We start from the raw sequence: 16,916 nt of genomic DNA on the forward strand, positions 1-16,916 counted from the left end.
AGGTCGATGTGCAGCATACCATCAACATGGCTTGCGCCCTTCACCTGCACATGTTCGGCTAGCGCAAAGCGGCGCTCGAAGGCGCGGGTGGCGATGCCACGGTGTAGATAGTTGCGCGGGGTTTCCTCGGCGGCCTTACGCGCGGCGATGATTAGCGCGCCATCGCGCATTTCGACCGAAAGATCATCGGCGGCAAAGCCTGCGACTGCGATCGAAATGCGATACGCATCCTCGCCAAGTTTTTCGATATTGTAGGGCGGATAGGTGGGCTGAGTCACCTCGGCCGACATCGCGCGATCCATCAGATCGGCAAGGTGGTCGAACCCCACAGTGGCGCGGTAAAGCGGTGAAAAGTCGAAATTACGCATGGTGCATCCTCTCTTGAGCGATGGTGTGGTTTGCCCGCCCCTAACGGGGCCGAACGGTTGTACCGAAGCCCGCTTCTGCGGCGCCCCGATGCAAATAATCTGGGAATGTGGATCCGCGCTTTCAAGGCCCCAGCGGCGCTCAGGGGCGCACGAACTTTGCACCCGTGGTCGCAGCCAGCCTACCACCCGGCACAAGCCCCGCCGTGCCGACCATGCCCTGGTCGAGAACGGCGCGCAGGGCGGCGACACCGGCAACCGAAACCGCAAGTGAGACCCGCTGCCCTTCGGCATCAGCGATGGCCGACACCACCGAAACGATCTGCGCCACACCACCCGATATCGCAAAGACCGGCGCGCCCGAGGCACCGAAGTCAGCCTCGCAGCTCAGCATCGAAATCGTGCCTTCGCGCTGCATCACCGTGCAGACCGATTGCAGGCTGGGTGCCGCAGCACGGTCGCGCGCATAGGAAACCACACCCACCTCGGCCCCCGCGCGCGGCTGCACCGCCAGCGCGAAAGGCTGCACCGAAGGCAGGCGGATTGGCTGATCAAGCTCGATCAGCGCCAGATCGTCCGCAATCCGGTCAAGCTTGTTGGCTTCGTCATAGCGATAGCCCGCAGGCACCACGGCACGGCGCGCGCCGCGGTAGGCCACTGCCGAACCGTTTCGCCAACCGGCCAGAAAGCTGATCTGATCGGTGCTAATCATCGCGCCGGTGCGCGCTGAAAACAGGCAATGCGCGGCAGTCAGCACAAGGTCAGGCGCAATCAGCGCCCCGGTGCAAAACGAATCTCCCCCCAGATCGACGCGGCCCACCGCGGCCCAGCCGCGCCCCTCGTCACCTGTCACCAGCGCATGTAGCGCATCGTCCGCCAAGGCAGGTGCCGCCAGCAGCAGAATCGCGAAAAGGAAAGCAGGAATACGCATCAAAGCCCCGGGACAGATTTCTCCCACAGGCTAAGTGGCCGATGCGGCGGGATTATGGCGCAAGTTCGGCAAGCGCCCTTGGCCGCGGCCCCCCGGTTGCCCAATCGAGCAACTCGACCGTGTGCACCACCGGCACCGCCGTGGCACCCCCGATCTGCACCATGCAGCCGATATTGCCTGCCGCAATCAGTTGCGGCGCGCGCGCTTCCAGTGTTGCCACCTTGCGCGCCTGCAAGGCACCGGCAATGGCGGGTTGCAACAGGTTGTAGGTGCCCGCCGAACCACAGCAAAGATGCGCGTCTTCGGGTTCGACCACCTCGAACCCCACCCGCTTCAGCAACGATTTGGGCGCGGTCTTTACCTGCTGGCCATGCTGCAACGAACAGGCGGCATGATAGGCCACGCGCAGCCCTTTCGGCGCGCCTTCGGGCAGGCCGATCCGCTCCAGAAACTCGGTTACATCCAGTGTCAGGGCCGAAATCTCTGCCGCCTCTGCCGCCAGCGACTCGCCCGCCAGCATGTGCCCATAGTCCTTTACCGAAGTGCCGCAGCCCGAGGCGTTGATGATAACGGCGTCAAGCCCGCCCTCGGCCTTTGCCGACATCCAAGCGCGAATGTTTGCCGCGGCCTGCGCGTGGCTTTCGCCCACCCGCCCCATATGATGCGTCAGCGCCCCGCAGCACCCCATTCCGTCTGCGATCACCACCTCGCAACCCAGCCTGCGCAAAAGCCGGATGGTGGCATCGTTGATATCGGTGTTCAGCGCCTTTTGCGCACAGCCCGTCAGCAGCGCCACCCGGAAGCGGCGCGTACCTTGCGCGGCAAAGACCTGCGCATCGTCATTGCGGCTTACCGGCGGAATCGGCGCGGCGGCCATATCGAGCATCGCGCGCAACCGGGCATCGGGCACCAAGGCACGGAACGGGCGCACCAGCTTTGCCGCGCCCATCGCCAGACGAAATCGCATCGGATGCGGCACGATCAGCGCCAGCATCCAGCGCAGCGCCCGGTCATGCCAAGGGCGCCGGTAGGTTGCCTCGACATAAGCGCGCGCTTGGTCGATCAGATGCATGTAGTGCACACCCGAGGGGCAGGTTGTCATGCAAGCCAGACAGGAAAGGCAGCGATCGATGTGCTTGACGGTGCGCGCATCCGCGGGCCGCCCGGATTCGAGCATTTCCTTGATCAGGTAAATCCGCCCGCGCGGGCTGTCCAACTCGTCCCCCAGCACCTGATAGCTGGGGCAGGTCGCGGTGCAAAAGCCGCAATGCACACAGGCGCGCAAGATCTCGTTGGCGCGCGCAAGCGCGGGGTCGGCCAATTGCTCAGGCGTGAAATTGGTCTGCACGTCATGCGCCCCCGGTAAACAGATAAGCGGCCGATACAAAGATCGGCAGGCCGAGCAGCGCCCAATATGCACCGCGCGTCAACTGCGGCCCCATCAGCGCCCGCACCCCTTGCACCAGCGCCGCCGCAGCCACGGCCAGAACCGCCAGCCCAGCGACCCCGCGCATCGGCGGCGCACCGATCCATGCGAGCGCACAGACGATCGCCGCAAAGCCGATGCCGATCAGCGCACCGCGCCCAGCGGGCAACTGGCCAAGCGAAAGATACACGACCATCGGCACCAAAAGGGCAACCGCATTCAACCCGTCAGAGTCCATTACCCGCGCCTCCGCTAAAAAGCCCGCGCGGATCGAACTGGGCGCGCAAGCCCGCGCCTAGCGCCGCGATTGCCGGTGCCTCGGGCTGAAACACCACACCCGGCCCGCGCATCAGGGTCGCATGCCCGCTATAGGGCGCGGCCAGTGCCCGCGCGTCTACCCCCTCTGGCAGCACCGCCCAGATCAACCCACCGCCCCAGTCAAGCACCACAGGGCAACCAAGCCGCGCCACCACACCCGGTGCCTCGGACGGTTTCACCGAAAATCGCCAGATGGCACCCGCAAGCCCGTGCAGGGGGGCAACCTCACCCAATGCACGCCAAAGCGCACCCGAACTCTCGCGCTGGATGCGCACTGCGCCAAACCGCGCCAGCGCGGCCGAAAGCCGCCCAACACGGTAGGCGACCGACTCTGCCAAACCCTCTAGCCGCAGCATGGTGCCTACGCCGGGCATCCAGCCTGCGCCGCTAACCTCGAAGGGGCTACCCATTGCCGCGGCCATTGCTGCCACCGCATCGCCCAAGCCAAGATCTTCCAGCACCACCGTCGCCTCGGTCGCCGCGGCGGGTTGCAGCTTGAATGCCACCTCGCTGAGTACGCCAAGCTGGCCCCAACTGCCGGCCATCAGCTTCACCAGATCGTAGCCGGTGACGTTCTTCATCACCCGCCCGCCGCTTTTGACCACCTCGCCGCGGCCATCGACAAAGCGCACACCGATCAGCGCATCGCGGCAGGCACCGGTTTGCAGACGCCGTGGGCCCGATACGTTTGCGGCCACTACGCCACCTATCGTGCTTTCGCCCGCAGCCCCCAGCAATGCGTTCCAGCGCACCGGCTCAAACCCCAGCCGCTGCCGCTCACCCGCCAAAAGCGCCTCGACCTCGGCCAGAGGCGTGCCTGCGCCAACCACCAGTGTCAGCGCCGCAGGCTCGTAAAGCCGCACACCAGCCAACCCGCCGATGTGCAAGGCCTCGCCCGCCGCGCGCACAACTGGCCGCGTGCCGCCCCCAACCACCCGCAGCGGCCCTGCCGCGGCGCGGATCGCTTCTGCCAGTTCGCTCTCGTCCCGAGGCTTCATCGCACCCTCTGCTTTTTCATTGTCGATAGCCCAAGGCCCTAGCCGCGCCGCGCGGCACTCAGATCCAGCGGAAACACCTTGGCGGGGTTCAAAAGCCAACGCGGGTCGAACACGTCCTTGACCCGCATCTGCGCCTCCAGATCCGCGCCGTTGAACTGCGCCGTCATCAGGTCGCGCTTTTCAATCCCCACGCCATGCTCGCCCGTCAGGCATCCACCCACCTCGACGCAGAGCCGCAGAATATCAGCACCAAGCGCCTCGCAGCGTTCCAGATCGCCGGGCAGGTTCGCATCGTAAAGGATCAGCGGGTGCATATTGCCATCGCCCGCGTGAAACACGTTGGCCACTTCCAGCCCCGCGGCCTTGGCCAATTCGCCGATACGGCCCAGCACCTCTGGCAGCGCGCTGACAGGGATCGTGCCGTCAAGGCAGACGTAGTCGTTGATCTGACCCATCGCGCCAAAGGCCGATTTGCGCCCAAGCCAGATCTTCCGGCTTTCGTCCTCGGACCGGCTTTCGCGAAACTCGACCGGAGCGTGGCGCATCGCGATCTGGCGGATCAGCCCCAGTTGTTCGGCGATTTCCGCTTCGGCACCCTCAACCTCGACGATCAGCAGCGCCTCGCAGTCGGGGTAGCCTGCGCGTGCAAACGCCTCGGTCGCGCGAATACAGGGGCGGTCCATGAACTCGATCGCCACGGGCAAGACGCCCGCGCGGATGATGTCTGCCACGCAGGCCCCCGCCACCGCGTTGCTGTCAAACCCGATCAGCACGGGCCGTGCGCCCTCGGGTTTGGGCAGAATACGCAGCGTCGCCTCTGTTACCACGCCAAGCTGGCCTTCCGAACCGCACACGAGGCCAAGCAGATCGAGCCCGCCCGCATCGTTCCACGGCCCGCCGATTTCCAGCACCTCGCCCGCCATCGTCACCAACGTGACACCCAGAAGATTGTTGGTCGTCACGCCGTATTTGAGGCAATGCGCCCCGCCCGAGTTCATCGCGATATTGCCCGCGATCAGGCAGGCAAGCTGGCTGGAAGGATCGGGCGCGTAAAAGAACCCCTCGCCTTCGACCGCCGCTGTGACCGCAAGATTGGTGCGCCCGGCCTCGACCCGGATGAAGCGGTTGACGGTATCGACCTCTAGCACCGCCGTCATCCGCGCGACCCCAAGGATCACCGCATCCTCGGTCGGCATCGCACCGCCCGCAAGGCTGGTGCCCGCACCGCGCGGCACCACCGGCACACCGAGATTGTGGCAAACCTTTAGCGCCGCCGCCACCTCGGCGGTCGTGCGTGGCAGCACCACGGCCAAAGGCTGCGCGCGATAGGCGGCCAGCGCGTCACATTCATAAGCACGGGTTTCTTCGGGCGCGTCGATCACCGCATCGGCAGGTAGAACTGCGCGCAATGCCGCCACAACGGCCGCCTTTTTCGCCAGAATCGCCGGGTTCGGAACGGGCATCTGCATGGCGCACCTCCTGATCTGGTAAGGAAATATAACCAGTTTTGCCATCAAGCAAGCGAAATTGGCCATGCAGCGCGCTGATCGCTGGGGCCGATGGCGGCGTTGCAGATGGGATCACGAACATCCCTGCATGGCGCTAATCGCTGGGCTTGCACCCGCGCGCTTGCCCTTGCTGAAGAGGTAAGGCGCGGCAGGTCTGGTTTGAAAACCCGACGTCGCCTAGCGCTAGTTCGGGCGCGGTCAGCCTTGGGTGCTGCCCGCGCTAGGCAAGACGACGCCTGCCGCGCCCTTCAATCAGCCATGCCGCGAGGCTAAGCGTAGCGGCGATCAGCAGCCATAGCCAGCCGGGTAGAAGCGGGCTGAGGCGGATATCCAGCGTTGCACTCGCGCCCCGCGGTGTGATGCCGATCCAGCCATTTCCGGCAGTAAAACGCCCGGCGCGCACTTGCCGCACCTCGGGTGCGCCATCCTCAAGCAGGCTGAAAGCACCGCCCGCCGCCGCAACGGCCTCTGCCAATGGCTCTGGGCTGGCCACCGCCGCCTCGTATTCGCGCGGGCTGGCCGGGCCGAGTGCTACAACCGTTTCCAGATCAGCTGACCGCAACCGGTAAAGCCCCGGCGCAGGTGCCTGCCAGCGCGCGGTAAAGCGGCCCGGTGCGGTTTCGGCCATATCCAACGTGACCTCGACACCATCGGGGCCGGTGATGATGACCCCCTCAGCCCTGGTTTGCATGGTGCGCCGCACCACGGTCAGCGATAGCGCCCCCGGTTCGACCTCGGCCAAAAGCGCTTCTTCCTCCAGCTCGGGTTCCGACATCGCCCAATGCGCGATACGGCGCAACAGTTCCGCCTGCGGCCCGCCGCCCTCGTAGCCGCGATCCCAAAGCCACGCCTGATCTGACGCAAGTAGCGCCACCCGGCCCTCGCCCACCCGGTCAAGCACCAGCAACGGCGCGCTGCTCGCGCCTTCAAGCACCACCTGTGCCGTGGGTGCAGGTTCTACCGCCAATTGCCGTAGCCAAGGCCCCCATGTCGGGTCGCCGCCTTCGGTCGAAATGCCGGGCAATGCCGCCGTTACCGGATGGCGCAACCCAAGCGCAGTCGGGCGCGGCAAAAACGCCCCCTCTAGCACCCTGCCGCCCGGCCACGCCGGAAGGATCTCGCCCAGATCGGTGTAGGCGAGGCTTTCGGCGGTGGCGAACTCTGGCCCCGCCGCCACCAAAACCGCGCCGCCGCGTTCAACATATGCGCGGATATTGCCAAAATAGGCTGCAGGCAAAATGCCGCGAACACGGTAACGATCGAAGATGATCAGATCGAACTCGTCGATCTTTTCGACAAAAAGCTCCTGCGTGGGAAAGGCGATCAGCGACAACTCATCGACCGGCACCCCATCTTGCTTTTCCGGCGGGCGCAGGATGGTGAAATGCACAAGGTCCACCGCGCTGTCAGATTTCAAAAGGTTGCGCCATGTCCGCTCGCCCGCGTGCGGCTCGCCCGATACCAGCAACACCCGTAGACGGTCGCGCACGCCGTTCACCTGCACCACTGCCGAATTGTTGCGCGTCGTCAGCTCGCCCGGTGTCTCTGCTAGATCAATCTGCACCACGTTCTGGCCGCCATGTTCCAGCGTCAGCGGCAATTCCAGATCGACCCCAACCGGCACCTGATAGTTCTGTCCCGGCCCGCCTTCGAGCGCGATGATCAGCGTCGCCATCGGTGGTGCCGCGTCGGGAACGGTGCCCAGATCATCAATGCGCAAGCGCACCACGACCGGCTCGCCTATGATGCCAAAGGCTGGGGCGGTCTGGATCAGCAGGCGGCGGTCCCAATCGGCGGCGCGCCCGGTCAGCAACACATGCAGCGGTGCGGGCAGCGCGGGCATCTGGTCCGCGTCATGCACCTGCCCATCGCTTACCACGATCACGCCCGCGATACGGTCGCGTGGCTCGGCCGCAAGCGCCTCGGCTAGGGCTTGCGCCAAAAGGGTGCCTGCGTTCGCCTCGCCATCGCCCAAACGCACGACGCGCATTTCGGTATCGGGAAGCGCTGCAAGATCAGTTTCAATGCGCGCCATCGCTGCATCGGTCTGTGCTGCGCGGCCGGGCAGGCTTTGGCTGGCGCTGCGGTCCTCGACCACGATAACGATGTCACTTAGCCCCGCGCGCGTCTCATTTTGCAGCCCCGGCCCGGCAAGCGCTGCAAGCAACGCAATCGCCGCGGCTGCCCGAAGCACCCACCCCGCAAGCCCACGCCAAAGCGCGAAAGCAAGCATCAGAACCGCCAACCCGGCAAGCGCCGCCAGCAGTGGCCAAGGCACAAGCGGCGCGTAAACAAGGTTCGCACCACCGATCATTGCCCAAGCCTTTCCAGCAGCGCAGGCACATGCACCTGATCCGATTTGTAGTTGCCGGTCAGCACATGCATCAACAGGTTGACGCCAAAGCGGTAGGCGATTTCACGCTGCCGCTCGCCAGTCTGGCCGCGCCCTACGGGCAAGAGTGGTGCCCCCGTTCCATCAACCGCCCATGCAGCGGCCCAGTCGTTGCCGCCGATCACCACCGGAGTCACGCCGTCGTTGAGGTTGCGAAACGGCATCCCCTCGGCCAGTTCCGCATCGGGCGGTGCCGCCTCGACCCAGACCCCGCGCCCGACAAAACGACCGGGGAAATCTTGCAGCAGGTAGAAGGACCGGGTCAGCACATGGTCGGCCGGAATCGGTTCCAGCGGCGGAACATCCAGCGGTGCCGCCAGCGCCTGCAAGCGCCGCCCCTCGGGTGTCGCTGTGCCAAAACCGGCAAAATCGGCATCGCGCGTGTCGAACAATATCATGCCGCCGCCGCGCAGATAGCGGTTGATCCGGGCATAGGCCGTGGCCGAGGGAACGACCGCATCCGCCGTGACCGGCCAATAGAGAAAGGTGAACAGCGCCAGATCGTCGGTTTCAAGATCCACCGCCAGCGGTGGCCCCGGCTCAACCGAGGTGCGCGCGAAAAGCACCTGCGACAGCCCCTTCAAGCCCGCAGCGGCGATGCGGTCAACCTCGGCATCGCCAGTGGGCACATAGGCCAGCACCACCTCACCCGCAACCGCCAGCGCGCGCGCGGGGTCCATTTCGGCGCGCGCGGGGGCGGGATCAAAGGGCAACAGCGCCAGCGCCAGAAGCACCGCCACCCCTCGCCCAGCGCGCAGCCGCCCGGAAACGACCAAGGTGCCCAGCACATCGACCAACAATAGCCCAAGCGCCAGCGCCAACAGCGCGCCCTGCAACGGCAGCGGCGGCAGCGCCTGCACATCTGCCTCGACCGCCACCCCGGCGGGCCAGACCGCAGGTTCCAGAACGCGCCCCGGCGCGATGGTGTTCAGCGCCACGCGCCGCTCGCCCGCAGAATACACCCCCGGCGGCATCGCGGCCCCAAGCTGACGTGCCGCCAGCTTGTCACCGCTGACCCCGGCCAGCGCCCCCGCAGGGCGCAGCGCGCCGAACCCGTCGAGCACCCGTTCAGCCACCCATGTCGCCCCCGCCAGATCGGCCACGCCTTCGCGCGCGGTGCCGCTGGCTAGCGCCAGTCGTTCAAGCATCTGCACGAAAAGGCCCGAGAGCGGCAGGCTTGACCATTCAGCGTTGGCCGTAACGTGGAACAGCACCACCCAGCCCTCGCCCAGCGGCGCGCGGGTAACCAGCGGTGTGCCATCTTCCAGCGAAGCGATGGTGCGGGCCGCCAGTTCCGGCGACGGCTCGGCCAGAACCTGCGCGCGCACCACGACCTCGGCGGGCAGCGCCAGCCCTGCAAACGGGCTATCGGGCGCAAATGGTGCCAGCGCGCGCGGTGCGCCCCAACTCATGGTGCCGCCCACTTCGCGCCCACCCGCGCGCAGCCGCACCGGCAAAAGCGGATCATCCTGCCCGGTCAAGCCCGCCGCCATGCGCGGCCCGGCAAAGCGGATCAGCAGGCCACCGCGCGCCACCCAATCGGCCAGCCGCTCTGCATCTGCTACCTGTGCGACATCAGACAAAATCACCACGTCGGGGGCTGTAAGCAGCATATCCTCTAACGTGCCCTCAAGGATCTCGGCGCTCGGTGCCAGCGCCTTTTGCAAATAGTGGGTGGGGGCAAGCAATTCCAACCCCTCGCGCGCGCTTCCGGCGGCAACCAGCGCCACCTTGCGGCGCTTCAATGCGTCATCTGTCAGCGCCACAGCACCCGCGCCGCGCTGACCGACTATCTCAAACCGCGTAATGCGGTTGCGCAACTCGGCCGGCAGCGTAAAGGCCGCCTCGGTGCCAGGCTGAACGGTAACCCGGCCCAGATCGCGCTCGATCCCCGCAGGGTCCGGGCCGCGCGCCACCACCTCTAGCTCAGTCGCCCCGGCCGCGACGCTCGACAACAGCGGCACCCTGACCGCGCCATCCAGCAATTGCGGCGCACCAAGCGCCAGCACCGGGCTAGTGGATTGGAACACCGTCACCGCGCCGCGCGACTCGAGCTCTGCCAGAAACCCCGCGCGCATCGGGCGTGCCAGCCCATCGGAAAGCCAGAGAGTATCGAACCGCCCTTTGGGCAATAGCGCCGCCCAGTCGGCCTCGCCCGGCTCCCACGGCTGGGGCGCAAGGCCGGGCAACGCTTCGGCCACCGCATCGGCCGCAGCAAAGCTCATTCGCCCGCCCGGCAAATCGGTCAGCGCCAAAAGCGCCACGGGCCGCCCCGCCGCACGCGCGGCCTCGACTGCGCGTGCCGTGCGGTCTTGCACACGCGCCCAGCCGGGCGCCTCGGCCCAAGATGCATCTATCGCAATCAGCAGCGGCCCCGCACCCACCGCCTGTGATGCCGGGTTCAGCACTGGCCCGGCAAAACCCACGATCGCCGCGGCCAGTGCCGCCATGCGCAGCAGCAGCAGCCACCACGGCGTGCGCTCTGCCTGCACCTCGCGGTCGGACAACCCCAACAGCAGCGCCACCCCCGCAAAGCGGCGGCGCAGCGGCGCAGGTGGCATGGCGCGCAGAAGGAACCACAGCACCGGCAGCGCCACAAGCGCAGCCAAAAGCCACGGAGACGCAAAGCCGATTGCGCCAAACGCGCCCATCAGCGCCCCCGCTCCAACGCGGCAAATGCCCAAAGCAGCGCCGCCGCGGCAGGCTGCCCGGTGTGATGCGTGCCAAACTGCCAGCCCGCAGCGCGCGCCAGCCCCGCCAGCAGATCGCGCCGCGCCGCTAACTTTTCGCGATAGCGCAGCCGCAGATCACCCGCGGCGCGCGTTTCATAGCGCAAGCTGCCTCCCATGCTTTCAAAGATCACCCGCCCGTCGTAGGGAAACGCCTCTTCGTCGGGATCAAGCACCTGCATCAGCACACCCTTCACGCCGCGCTCTGCCGCCGCCGCCAGCGCCGCCTCGACCGCGCCGGGGTCGCCCAGAAAATCCGACAGCATCAGCGCGCGCGCATGTGGCGCAAGCCCGGCTACCGCGGGCGCGCCATAGTCGGCCTCCGCGTCCTGTGGCGCGGCCAGCAGCGAGGCCAGATGTAGCAATTGCACCCTTCCGGGGCGTGGCGGCGTCGGTGGGGCAAGCAGCCCTACCCTTTCGCCACCGCGCACCATCAGCACCGCCAGCGCCAGCGCCAAAAGGCGCGCGCGTGCGGCCTTTGCCCCCCGCGCGGGAGCGCCTGAATACTTCATCGAAGCCGCACCATCGACCCAAAGATAAACCGACTGCGCCGCCTGCCATTCGCGTTCGCGCACATATTGCGCATCAGAGCGGGCGGAGCGGCGCCAGTCGATGCTGCGCAGCGCATCGCCCGCCGCGGCGGCGCGAAACTGCCAGAACTCGTCACCCGCCCCGGCGCGCTTACGGCCATGCGCGCCCATTTGCACCGATGCCGCCAATTGCTCGGCCGCAACCAGCAGCGGCGGCAGGGGGGCCGCCAACGCCTCGGCCTCGCGCCGCAGGGTCTGGGCGGGGGCAATGCTCACGCGGCGGCCTCGGTGCGGGTCACCTCGGCGGCAATGCGGTCGATGATGGCGGCCAGTGTTTCACCCCGCGCGCGTGCAGCAAAGCTGAGCGCCATGCGGTGCACCAGCACCGGGCGCGCCAGCGCCAGAACGTCATCTGCCGAAGGTGCCAACCTGCCGGACAAAAGCGCCCGCGCCCGCACCCCCAGCATCAGCGCCTGCGCCGCACGCGGGCCCGGCCCCCATGCCAGCGCCTCGCCAAGCCCCGCGCCCGCCTCTGCCGAACCCGGGCGGCAGGCGCGCACCAGATCAAGGATGGTTTCCACCACCGCCTCGCCCACCGGCATCCGCCGCACCAGCGCCTGCGCCGCGATCAGCTCTTCAGCGGTGAAAACCTGATGCGCTGCGTTCTGCGTGGCACCCGTGGTAGCCAAGAGAATGTCGCGCTCGGTGGCGCGGGTGGGATAGTCCACATCAATCTGTACCAAAAACCGATCAAGCTGCGCTTCGGGCAGCGGGTAGGTGCCCTCTTGCTCGATCGGGTTTTGCGTGGCGAGCACATGAAAGGGGCTACCAAGTGGCCTGTGCACCCCCGCCACCGTCACCTCGCGTTCCTGCATTGCTTGCAGCAACGCCGATTGCGTGCGCGGGCTGGCGCGGTTGATCTCATCCGCCATCAGCAACTGGCAGAACACCGGCCCTTCGATAAAGCGGAATGCGCGGCTGCCATCGGCTGCGGTTTCCAACACCTCGGAGCCCAGAATATCGGCCGGCATCAGGTCGGGCGTAAACTGGATGCGGCTTGATTTCAGCCCCATCACGGTGCCGAGCGTATCGACCAGCATGGTCTTGCCCAAACCGGGCAACCCCACCAGAAGCCCATGCCCACCTGACAAAAGCGCCACCAGCGCCAGTTCCACCACCCGTTCCTGCCCGATAAAGCGGCGGTCGATGGAAACCCGTGCTGCGGCAAGGCGTTGGCCCAAAGCTTCGTATTCGGCAACCAGATCGGCGGGCGCGGCCATGACAATACTCCCCTCATGCGATACCCTAAGCTGGCAGATATCGCTCTTGAACCCAATGGCAAAGCACTGATGACCGAGAAAACGCCCGCACAAAACCCCGTGAAGCCCTCAGCCGAGGGGCTGGCCGCTGCCGCAGGCGAATTTGCGCGCAAGGGCCCGCCGCCGCTGCACCTGTGGAACCCGCCATTTTGCGGCGATATCGACATGGAAATCCGGCGTGACGGAAACTGGTTCTACCTTGGCACCCCGATCGGGCGCGCGCCGCTGGTGCGGCTTTTCGCCTCGATCCTGCGGCGCGAGGGCGATGACTATTTTCTTGTCAACCCGGTTGAAAAGGTCGGCATCCGGGTAGAGGACGCCCCCTTTATCGCGGTTGATGCCGAAGCGAGCGGGGAGGACGAAGCGCAAGCGATAACCTTTACCACGAACGTCGAGGATAGTGTGACGGCGGGCCCGGACCACCCGATCCGCTGCCCGCGCGACCCCGAAACGGGCGAGCCTGCGCCCTATGTGATGGTCCGCGCAGGGCTGGAGGCGCGGATCGACCGCAAGACGTTCTACCGGCTGGTCGAGCTTGCCCGCCCAGCGCCCTACCAAGGCGAAACTTGGCTGGGGCTATGGTCAGGGGGCAGCTTCTTTCCCCTGATTCCGGCGACTGAATTGCGATGAGGCACGCTGGTGCCCCGCCGCTTTGCGATGCGCCGTCCAAAGGTTGCGCCGGTTGCACGCCGGGTCGCGCTCCGCGGGGGATATTTGGCCTGAAGCAGTTTGCGCCCTAGTGCGCCTCGGCCCAGTTTGCGCCTTCGCCCGCGTCCACCACCAGCGGCACGGTCAGTTTGACGGCGGGCTCGGCCGCGCCCGACATGACTGCGCGAGCGCGAGTGATGAGGTCGGGCACAGCTGCCGCTTCAACCTCGAAAACCAATTCGTCGTGCACTTGCATCAGCATTTTGGCGGGCAGGTCTGCAATGGCCGCGGGCATGCGGATCATGGCGCGGCGGATGATATCGGCGGCGGCACCTTGTATTGGCGCGTTGATCGCGGCGCGTTTGGCAAAGCCCGCACCGGGGCCGCGCGCGCCTATCTCGGGTGTATGGATCTTGCGGCCAAAGAGGGTTTGCACAAAACCGTTGGCCTTGGCGAAGGCCACGGTATCGTCCATATAGGTCTTGATGCCGGGGAAGCGTTCGAAATAGCGGTCGATGAAACCCTGCGCCTCGGCACGCGGTATGCGCAGGTTCCGCGCAAGCCCAAAGCCCGAAATACCGTAGATGACGCCAAAGTTGATCGCCTTGGCGCGGCGACGAACCTCGGGGGTCATTTCGTCCATCGGCACGTTGAACATTTCAGACGCGGTCATGGCGTGAATGTCATGGCCTTGGCGGAACGCCTCTTTCAGCGCGGGAATATCGGCGACATGGGCCAGAATTCGCAACTCGATCTGGCTGTAATCCAGACTGACTAGGCGCATCCCCGGCCCGGCCACGAAAGCCTCGCGGATACGGCGGCCTTCATCAGAGCGCACGGGGATGTTTTGCAGGTTGGGGTCGGTCGAGGCGAGCCGCCCGGTGTTGGCCCCCGCGATCGAATAAGAGGTGTGCACACGCCCGGTTTCGGGGTTCACATGGGTTTGCAGCGCATCGGTATAGGTTGATTTGAGCTTGCTGATCTGGCGCCAGTCCAAAACCCGCGCGGCCAGATCGCTGCCTTCGGCGGCAAGGTCTTCCAACACATCGGCACCGGTCGAATAGGCCCCGGTCTTGCCCTTTTCGCCGCCCGGCAAGCCGAGCTTGTCGAACAGGATCTCGCCCAGTTGCTTGGGGCTGCCCACATTGAAAGACTGGCCCGCGAGATCGTGGATTTCGGCCTCAAGCCCGGCCATGCTCTGCGCGAAAACATTGGACATGCGCGACAGCGTGCCCGGATCGACCCGCACCCCCGCCATTTCCATTTCCGCCAGCACTGGCACCAGCGGCCGTTCGAGCGTTTCGTAAACGGTGGTCACCCGTGCTGCGTGCAATTGCGGCTTGAACTGCTGCCAGAGACGCAGCGTTACGTCGGCGTCTTCGGCGGCATATTTTACTGCATCGTCTATGGCCACCCGATCAAAGGTGATGGCCGCCTTGCCGCCGCCCAGCAGATCCTTGATCGGAATCGGCTGATGGCCGAGGTATTTGGCGCTGAGCGCATCCATGCCATGCGAGTTGAGCCCCGCCTGCATCGCGTAGGACATCAGCATCGTATCGTCGAACGGTGCCACGCGGATGCCGTGGCGGGCAAATATCTTCCAGTCGTATTTCATGTTCTGGCCGATCTTGAGAACGCTTTCGTCCTCGAGCAGCGGCTTGAGCATCGCCAACGCCTCGGCCAGCGGCATCTGGCCCGGTGCCAGCGCTTGCGCCCCGAACAGATCGCCCCCGCCGACCTTGTGCCCCAGCGGCAAATACCCCGCCTGCCCCGGCTCTGTGCACAGCGACACGCCGACAAGTTCAGCCTGCATCTCGTCAAGGCTGGTGGTTTCGGTATCAACCGCCACCCAGCCGCGGGCATGGGCCTGTGCGATGAATTGCGCCAGCGTTTCGCCGTCGCGTATGCAGGTATATGCGGCGGGGTCAAATGCCACCGGCGCGGGCGCGGGCGCGCCATCCGGGGTGACGGGGGCGTGCACGGGCTCCGTCGGCTGCGGCAGGCCAAGTTTATCGGCCACACGGCGGCTTAGCGTATTGAACTCCATATCCCGCAAAAAGCGCATGAGCGTTTCCGGATCGGGTTCACGCACCTCGAGGCTTTCGAGTGTGAAATCGAGCGGGGTCTGTGCATCAAGTGTCACCAGCCGCATCGACAAGCGGATCTGCTCGGCGTTGTCGATCAGCGCCGCCCGGCGCTTGGGTTGCGTTATTTCGCCCGCGCGTGCCAGCAGGGTTTCGAGATCGCCGTATTCGTTGATCAGCAATGCTGCGGTCTTGATGCCGATTCCGGGCGCGCCGGGGATATTGTCGATGGCATCGCCCGCCAGCGCCTGCACATCTACTACCCGGTCTGGCCCGACGCCGAACTTTTCGGCCACTTGATCAGGGCCAATCCGCAGCCCCTTCATCGCATCAAGCATTTCGACGCCGTCGCCGACCAGTTGCATCAGGTCCTTGTCGGACGAGATGATGGTGCAGCGACCGCCCGCCTCGCGGGCTTGGCGCGCCAGCGTGGCGATGATGTCGTCAGCCTCGTAATTGGCCAATTCGATGCAGGCGAGGTTGAAGGCCCGCGTAGCCTCGCGGGTCAGCGGGAACTGCGGCCTCAGGTCTTCGGGCAGATCGGGCCGGTTGGCCTTGTAGGCGGGATAGATCTCGTTGCGAAAGGTCTTGGCGGAATGGTCGAAGATGACAGCGGCATGGGTTGGCGCATCAGACCCCTTTGCATCTTCGATGTAGCGATAGATCATGTTGGCAAAGCCCGCGACCGCGCCAATCGGCAGGCCGTCGGATTTGCGCGTCAGTTGCGGCAGCGCGTGATAGGCCCGAAAGATGAAGGCCGAGCCATCGATCAGATGTAAATGGCAGCCTTTGCCGAAACTCATGGCGTCCCCTCCCTCGGGCTGCGGTCGGCGGGGCGGCGCGCCCGTGCCTTAGTGGGCGGCTTGGGCGTGAGCGCGGTCGATCACGAATCGCTTGCCGCAATAGCCACAGGTCACTTCGCCCGTATTTTCGGGGATCACCAGATACACCCGCGGGTGCCCATCAGCGCCCGCGCCGCCATCGCAGGCGACGGTCCAGTGGGTGACGGTCTCGGTCTCTGGCAAGCGGCTCATCTGGCAGGCTCCATAAGCTTCGGGCGCGGGGTGCGCTGGTTGCGGCCATGATAGCGAATGGGACGGGACGGGCAAGCGCCAAGCGGGCGCGAAAGCCGAAAGCGGGCGGGCAAGAACTGGCCAGTCGTCGCCCCGCGCGCGGCCCGCGGCATCTGCCCCCCTCGCAGCCGCGGCACGAAAGGTCTAGGGTGTGACCGGATTCGAGCAGGAGGTTCAGTATGGCGCGCGGCACTTGGGCATTTGCACTCGTCTTGGCGGCAACTTTTTCAGCAAGCAGCGCCGGTGCGGATTACCGCGAAGGCTATGCCGCCTACTTGCGCAGAGATTACACCACCGCGGTGGCCGCGTGGACCGAGGCGGGCGAAAAGGGCGATATGGCCGCGCAATTCGGCCTTGGCCTGCTTTACGAAACCGGCGATGGCGTGGCAGTTGACCTTGAGGCGGCAGCGCATTGGTATCGGCTTGCCGCCGAGCAGGGCGATGTGCGCGCGCAATCGAACCTCGGCACGATTCTCGCAAAAGGCGAAGGCATCGCACCCGATTACGCAGAGGCGCTGCGCTGGCTTGGGCTGGCCGCCGAACAGGGCGACGTAAGCGCGACCCATGAGCTTGCATCGCTTTATGAGCAGGGCAA

General features: G+C 65.9%; 14 protein-coding genes. 2 read left to right on the top strand and 12 right to left on the bottom strand.

Translation table 11 applies throughout. The features are described from left to right. The 10 genes from ABY403_RS04125 to ABY403_RS04170 all read right to left on the bottom strand — a co-directional run. Positions 1-368: Hsp20 family protein (locus tag ABY403_RS04125; protein WP_372839174.1), on the bottom strand; the 368-nt coding region annotated here is incomplete at its 3' end. A gap of 139 nt (positions 369-507) precedes the next feature. After that, a complete protein-coding gene (locus ABY403_RS04130; protein WP_372839177.1) occupies positions 508-1,296 on the bottom strand; it encodes a serine protease in 789 nt (262 codons plus the stop codon). Between the two features lie 52 nt (positions 1,297-1,348). Beyond that, positions 1,349-2,644, bottom strand: a complete 1,296-nt coding sequence (glcF, locus tag ABY403_RS04135) for a glycolate oxidase subunit GlcF (RefSeq protein ID WP_372839178.1) — start codon at positions 2,642-2,644, stop codon at positions 1,349-1,351. A gap of 1 nt (position 2,645) precedes the next feature. Further along, a complete protein-coding gene (locus ABY403_RS04140; RefSeq protein ID WP_372839180.1) occupies positions 2,646-2,960 on the bottom strand; it encodes a hypothetical protein in 315 nt (104 codons plus the stop codon). Next, positions 2,950-4,038 carry an FAD-binding protein gene (locus ABY403_RS04145; protein ID WP_372839181.1) on the bottom strand — a complete coding sequence of 363 codons (1,089 nt, stop codon included), beginning with the start codon at positions 4,036-4,038 and terminating at the stop codon, positions 2,950-2,952. The genes ABY403_RS04140 and ABY403_RS04145 overlap by 11 nt, the downstream gene beginning before the upstream one ends. A gap of 38 nt (positions 4,039-4,076) precedes the next feature. Next, complete coding sequence (locus ABY403_RS04150; RefSeq protein ID WP_372839183.1) at positions 4,077-5,507, bottom strand: FAD-linked oxidase C-terminal domain-containing protein; 1,431 nt, start codon at positions 5,505-5,507, stop codon at positions 4,077-4,079. Positions 5,508-5,766: 259 nt separating this feature from the next. After that, a complete protein-coding gene (locus ABY403_RS04155) occupies positions 5,767-7,860 on the bottom strand; it encodes a hypothetical protein (RefSeq protein ID WP_372839185.1) in 2,094 nt (697 codons plus the stop codon). Further along, the gene (locus tag ABY403_RS04160; protein ID WP_372839188.1) at positions 7,857-10,589 is read right to left on the bottom strand and encodes a DUF4159 domain-containing protein; all 2,733 of its coding nucleotides are present in this window, start codon (positions 10,587-10,589) and stop codon (positions 7,857-7,859) included. Before ABY403_RS04160 ends, ABY403_RS04155 begins: the two co-directional genes overlap by 4 nt. Beyond that, positions 10,589-11,473 (bottom strand): DUF58 domain-containing protein, encoded by an 885-nt coding sequence (locus ABY403_RS04165; protein ID WP_372839191.1) that lies wholly within the window; start codon positions 11,471-11,473, stop codon positions 10,589-10,591. Before ABY403_RS04165 ends, ABY403_RS04160 begins: the two co-directional genes overlap by 1 nt. Continuing rightward, the gene (locus ABY403_RS04170) at positions 11,470-12,477 is read right to left on the bottom strand and encodes an AAA family ATPase (RefSeq protein WP_372839193.1); all 1,008 of its coding nucleotides are present in this window, start codon (positions 12,475-12,477) and stop codon (positions 11,470-11,472) included. Before ABY403_RS04170 ends, ABY403_RS04165 begins: the two co-directional genes overlap by 4 nt. Positions 12,478-12,546: 69 nt before the next feature. Between ABY403_RS04170 and ABY403_RS04175 the strand changes: the two genes are divergently transcribed. Continuing rightward, complete coding sequence (locus ABY403_RS04175; RefSeq protein ID WP_372839195.1) at positions 12,547-13,146, top strand: DUF1285 domain-containing protein; 600 nt, start codon at positions 12,547-12,549, stop codon at positions 13,144-13,146. A gap of 106 nt (positions 13,147-13,252) precedes the next feature. Here the strand turns inward: ABY403_RS04175 and polA are convergent, their stop codons facing one another. Together polA and ABY403_RS04185 are read right to left on the bottom strand one after the other, a co-directional pair. Next, positions 13,253-16,051 (bottom strand): DNA polymerase I, encoded by a 2,799-nt coding sequence (gene polA / locus ABY403_RS04180; RefSeq protein ID WP_372839197.1) that lies wholly within the window; start codon positions 16,049-16,051, stop codon positions 13,253-13,255. Positions 16,052-16,099: 48 nt separating this feature from the next. Beyond that, positions 16,100-16,282, bottom strand: a complete 183-nt coding sequence (locus ABY403_RS04185) for a zinc-finger domain-containing protein (RefSeq protein ID WP_372839200.1) — start codon at positions 16,280-16,282, stop codon at positions 16,100-16,102. Positions 16,283-16,500: 218 nt separating this feature from the next. Here ABY403_RS04185 and ABY403_RS04190 point away from each other — a divergent pair. Then, on the top strand, positions 16,501-16,916 hold a 416-nt coding region (locus ABY403_RS04190; protein ID WP_372839203.1), incomplete at its 3' end, for a tetratricopeptide repeat protein.

Source organism: Phaeovulum sp. (genome assembly GCF_041596715.1).
Taxonomy (GTDB): domain Bacteria; phylum Pseudomonadota; class Alphaproteobacteria; order Rhodobacterales; family Rhodobacteraceae; genus UBA6213.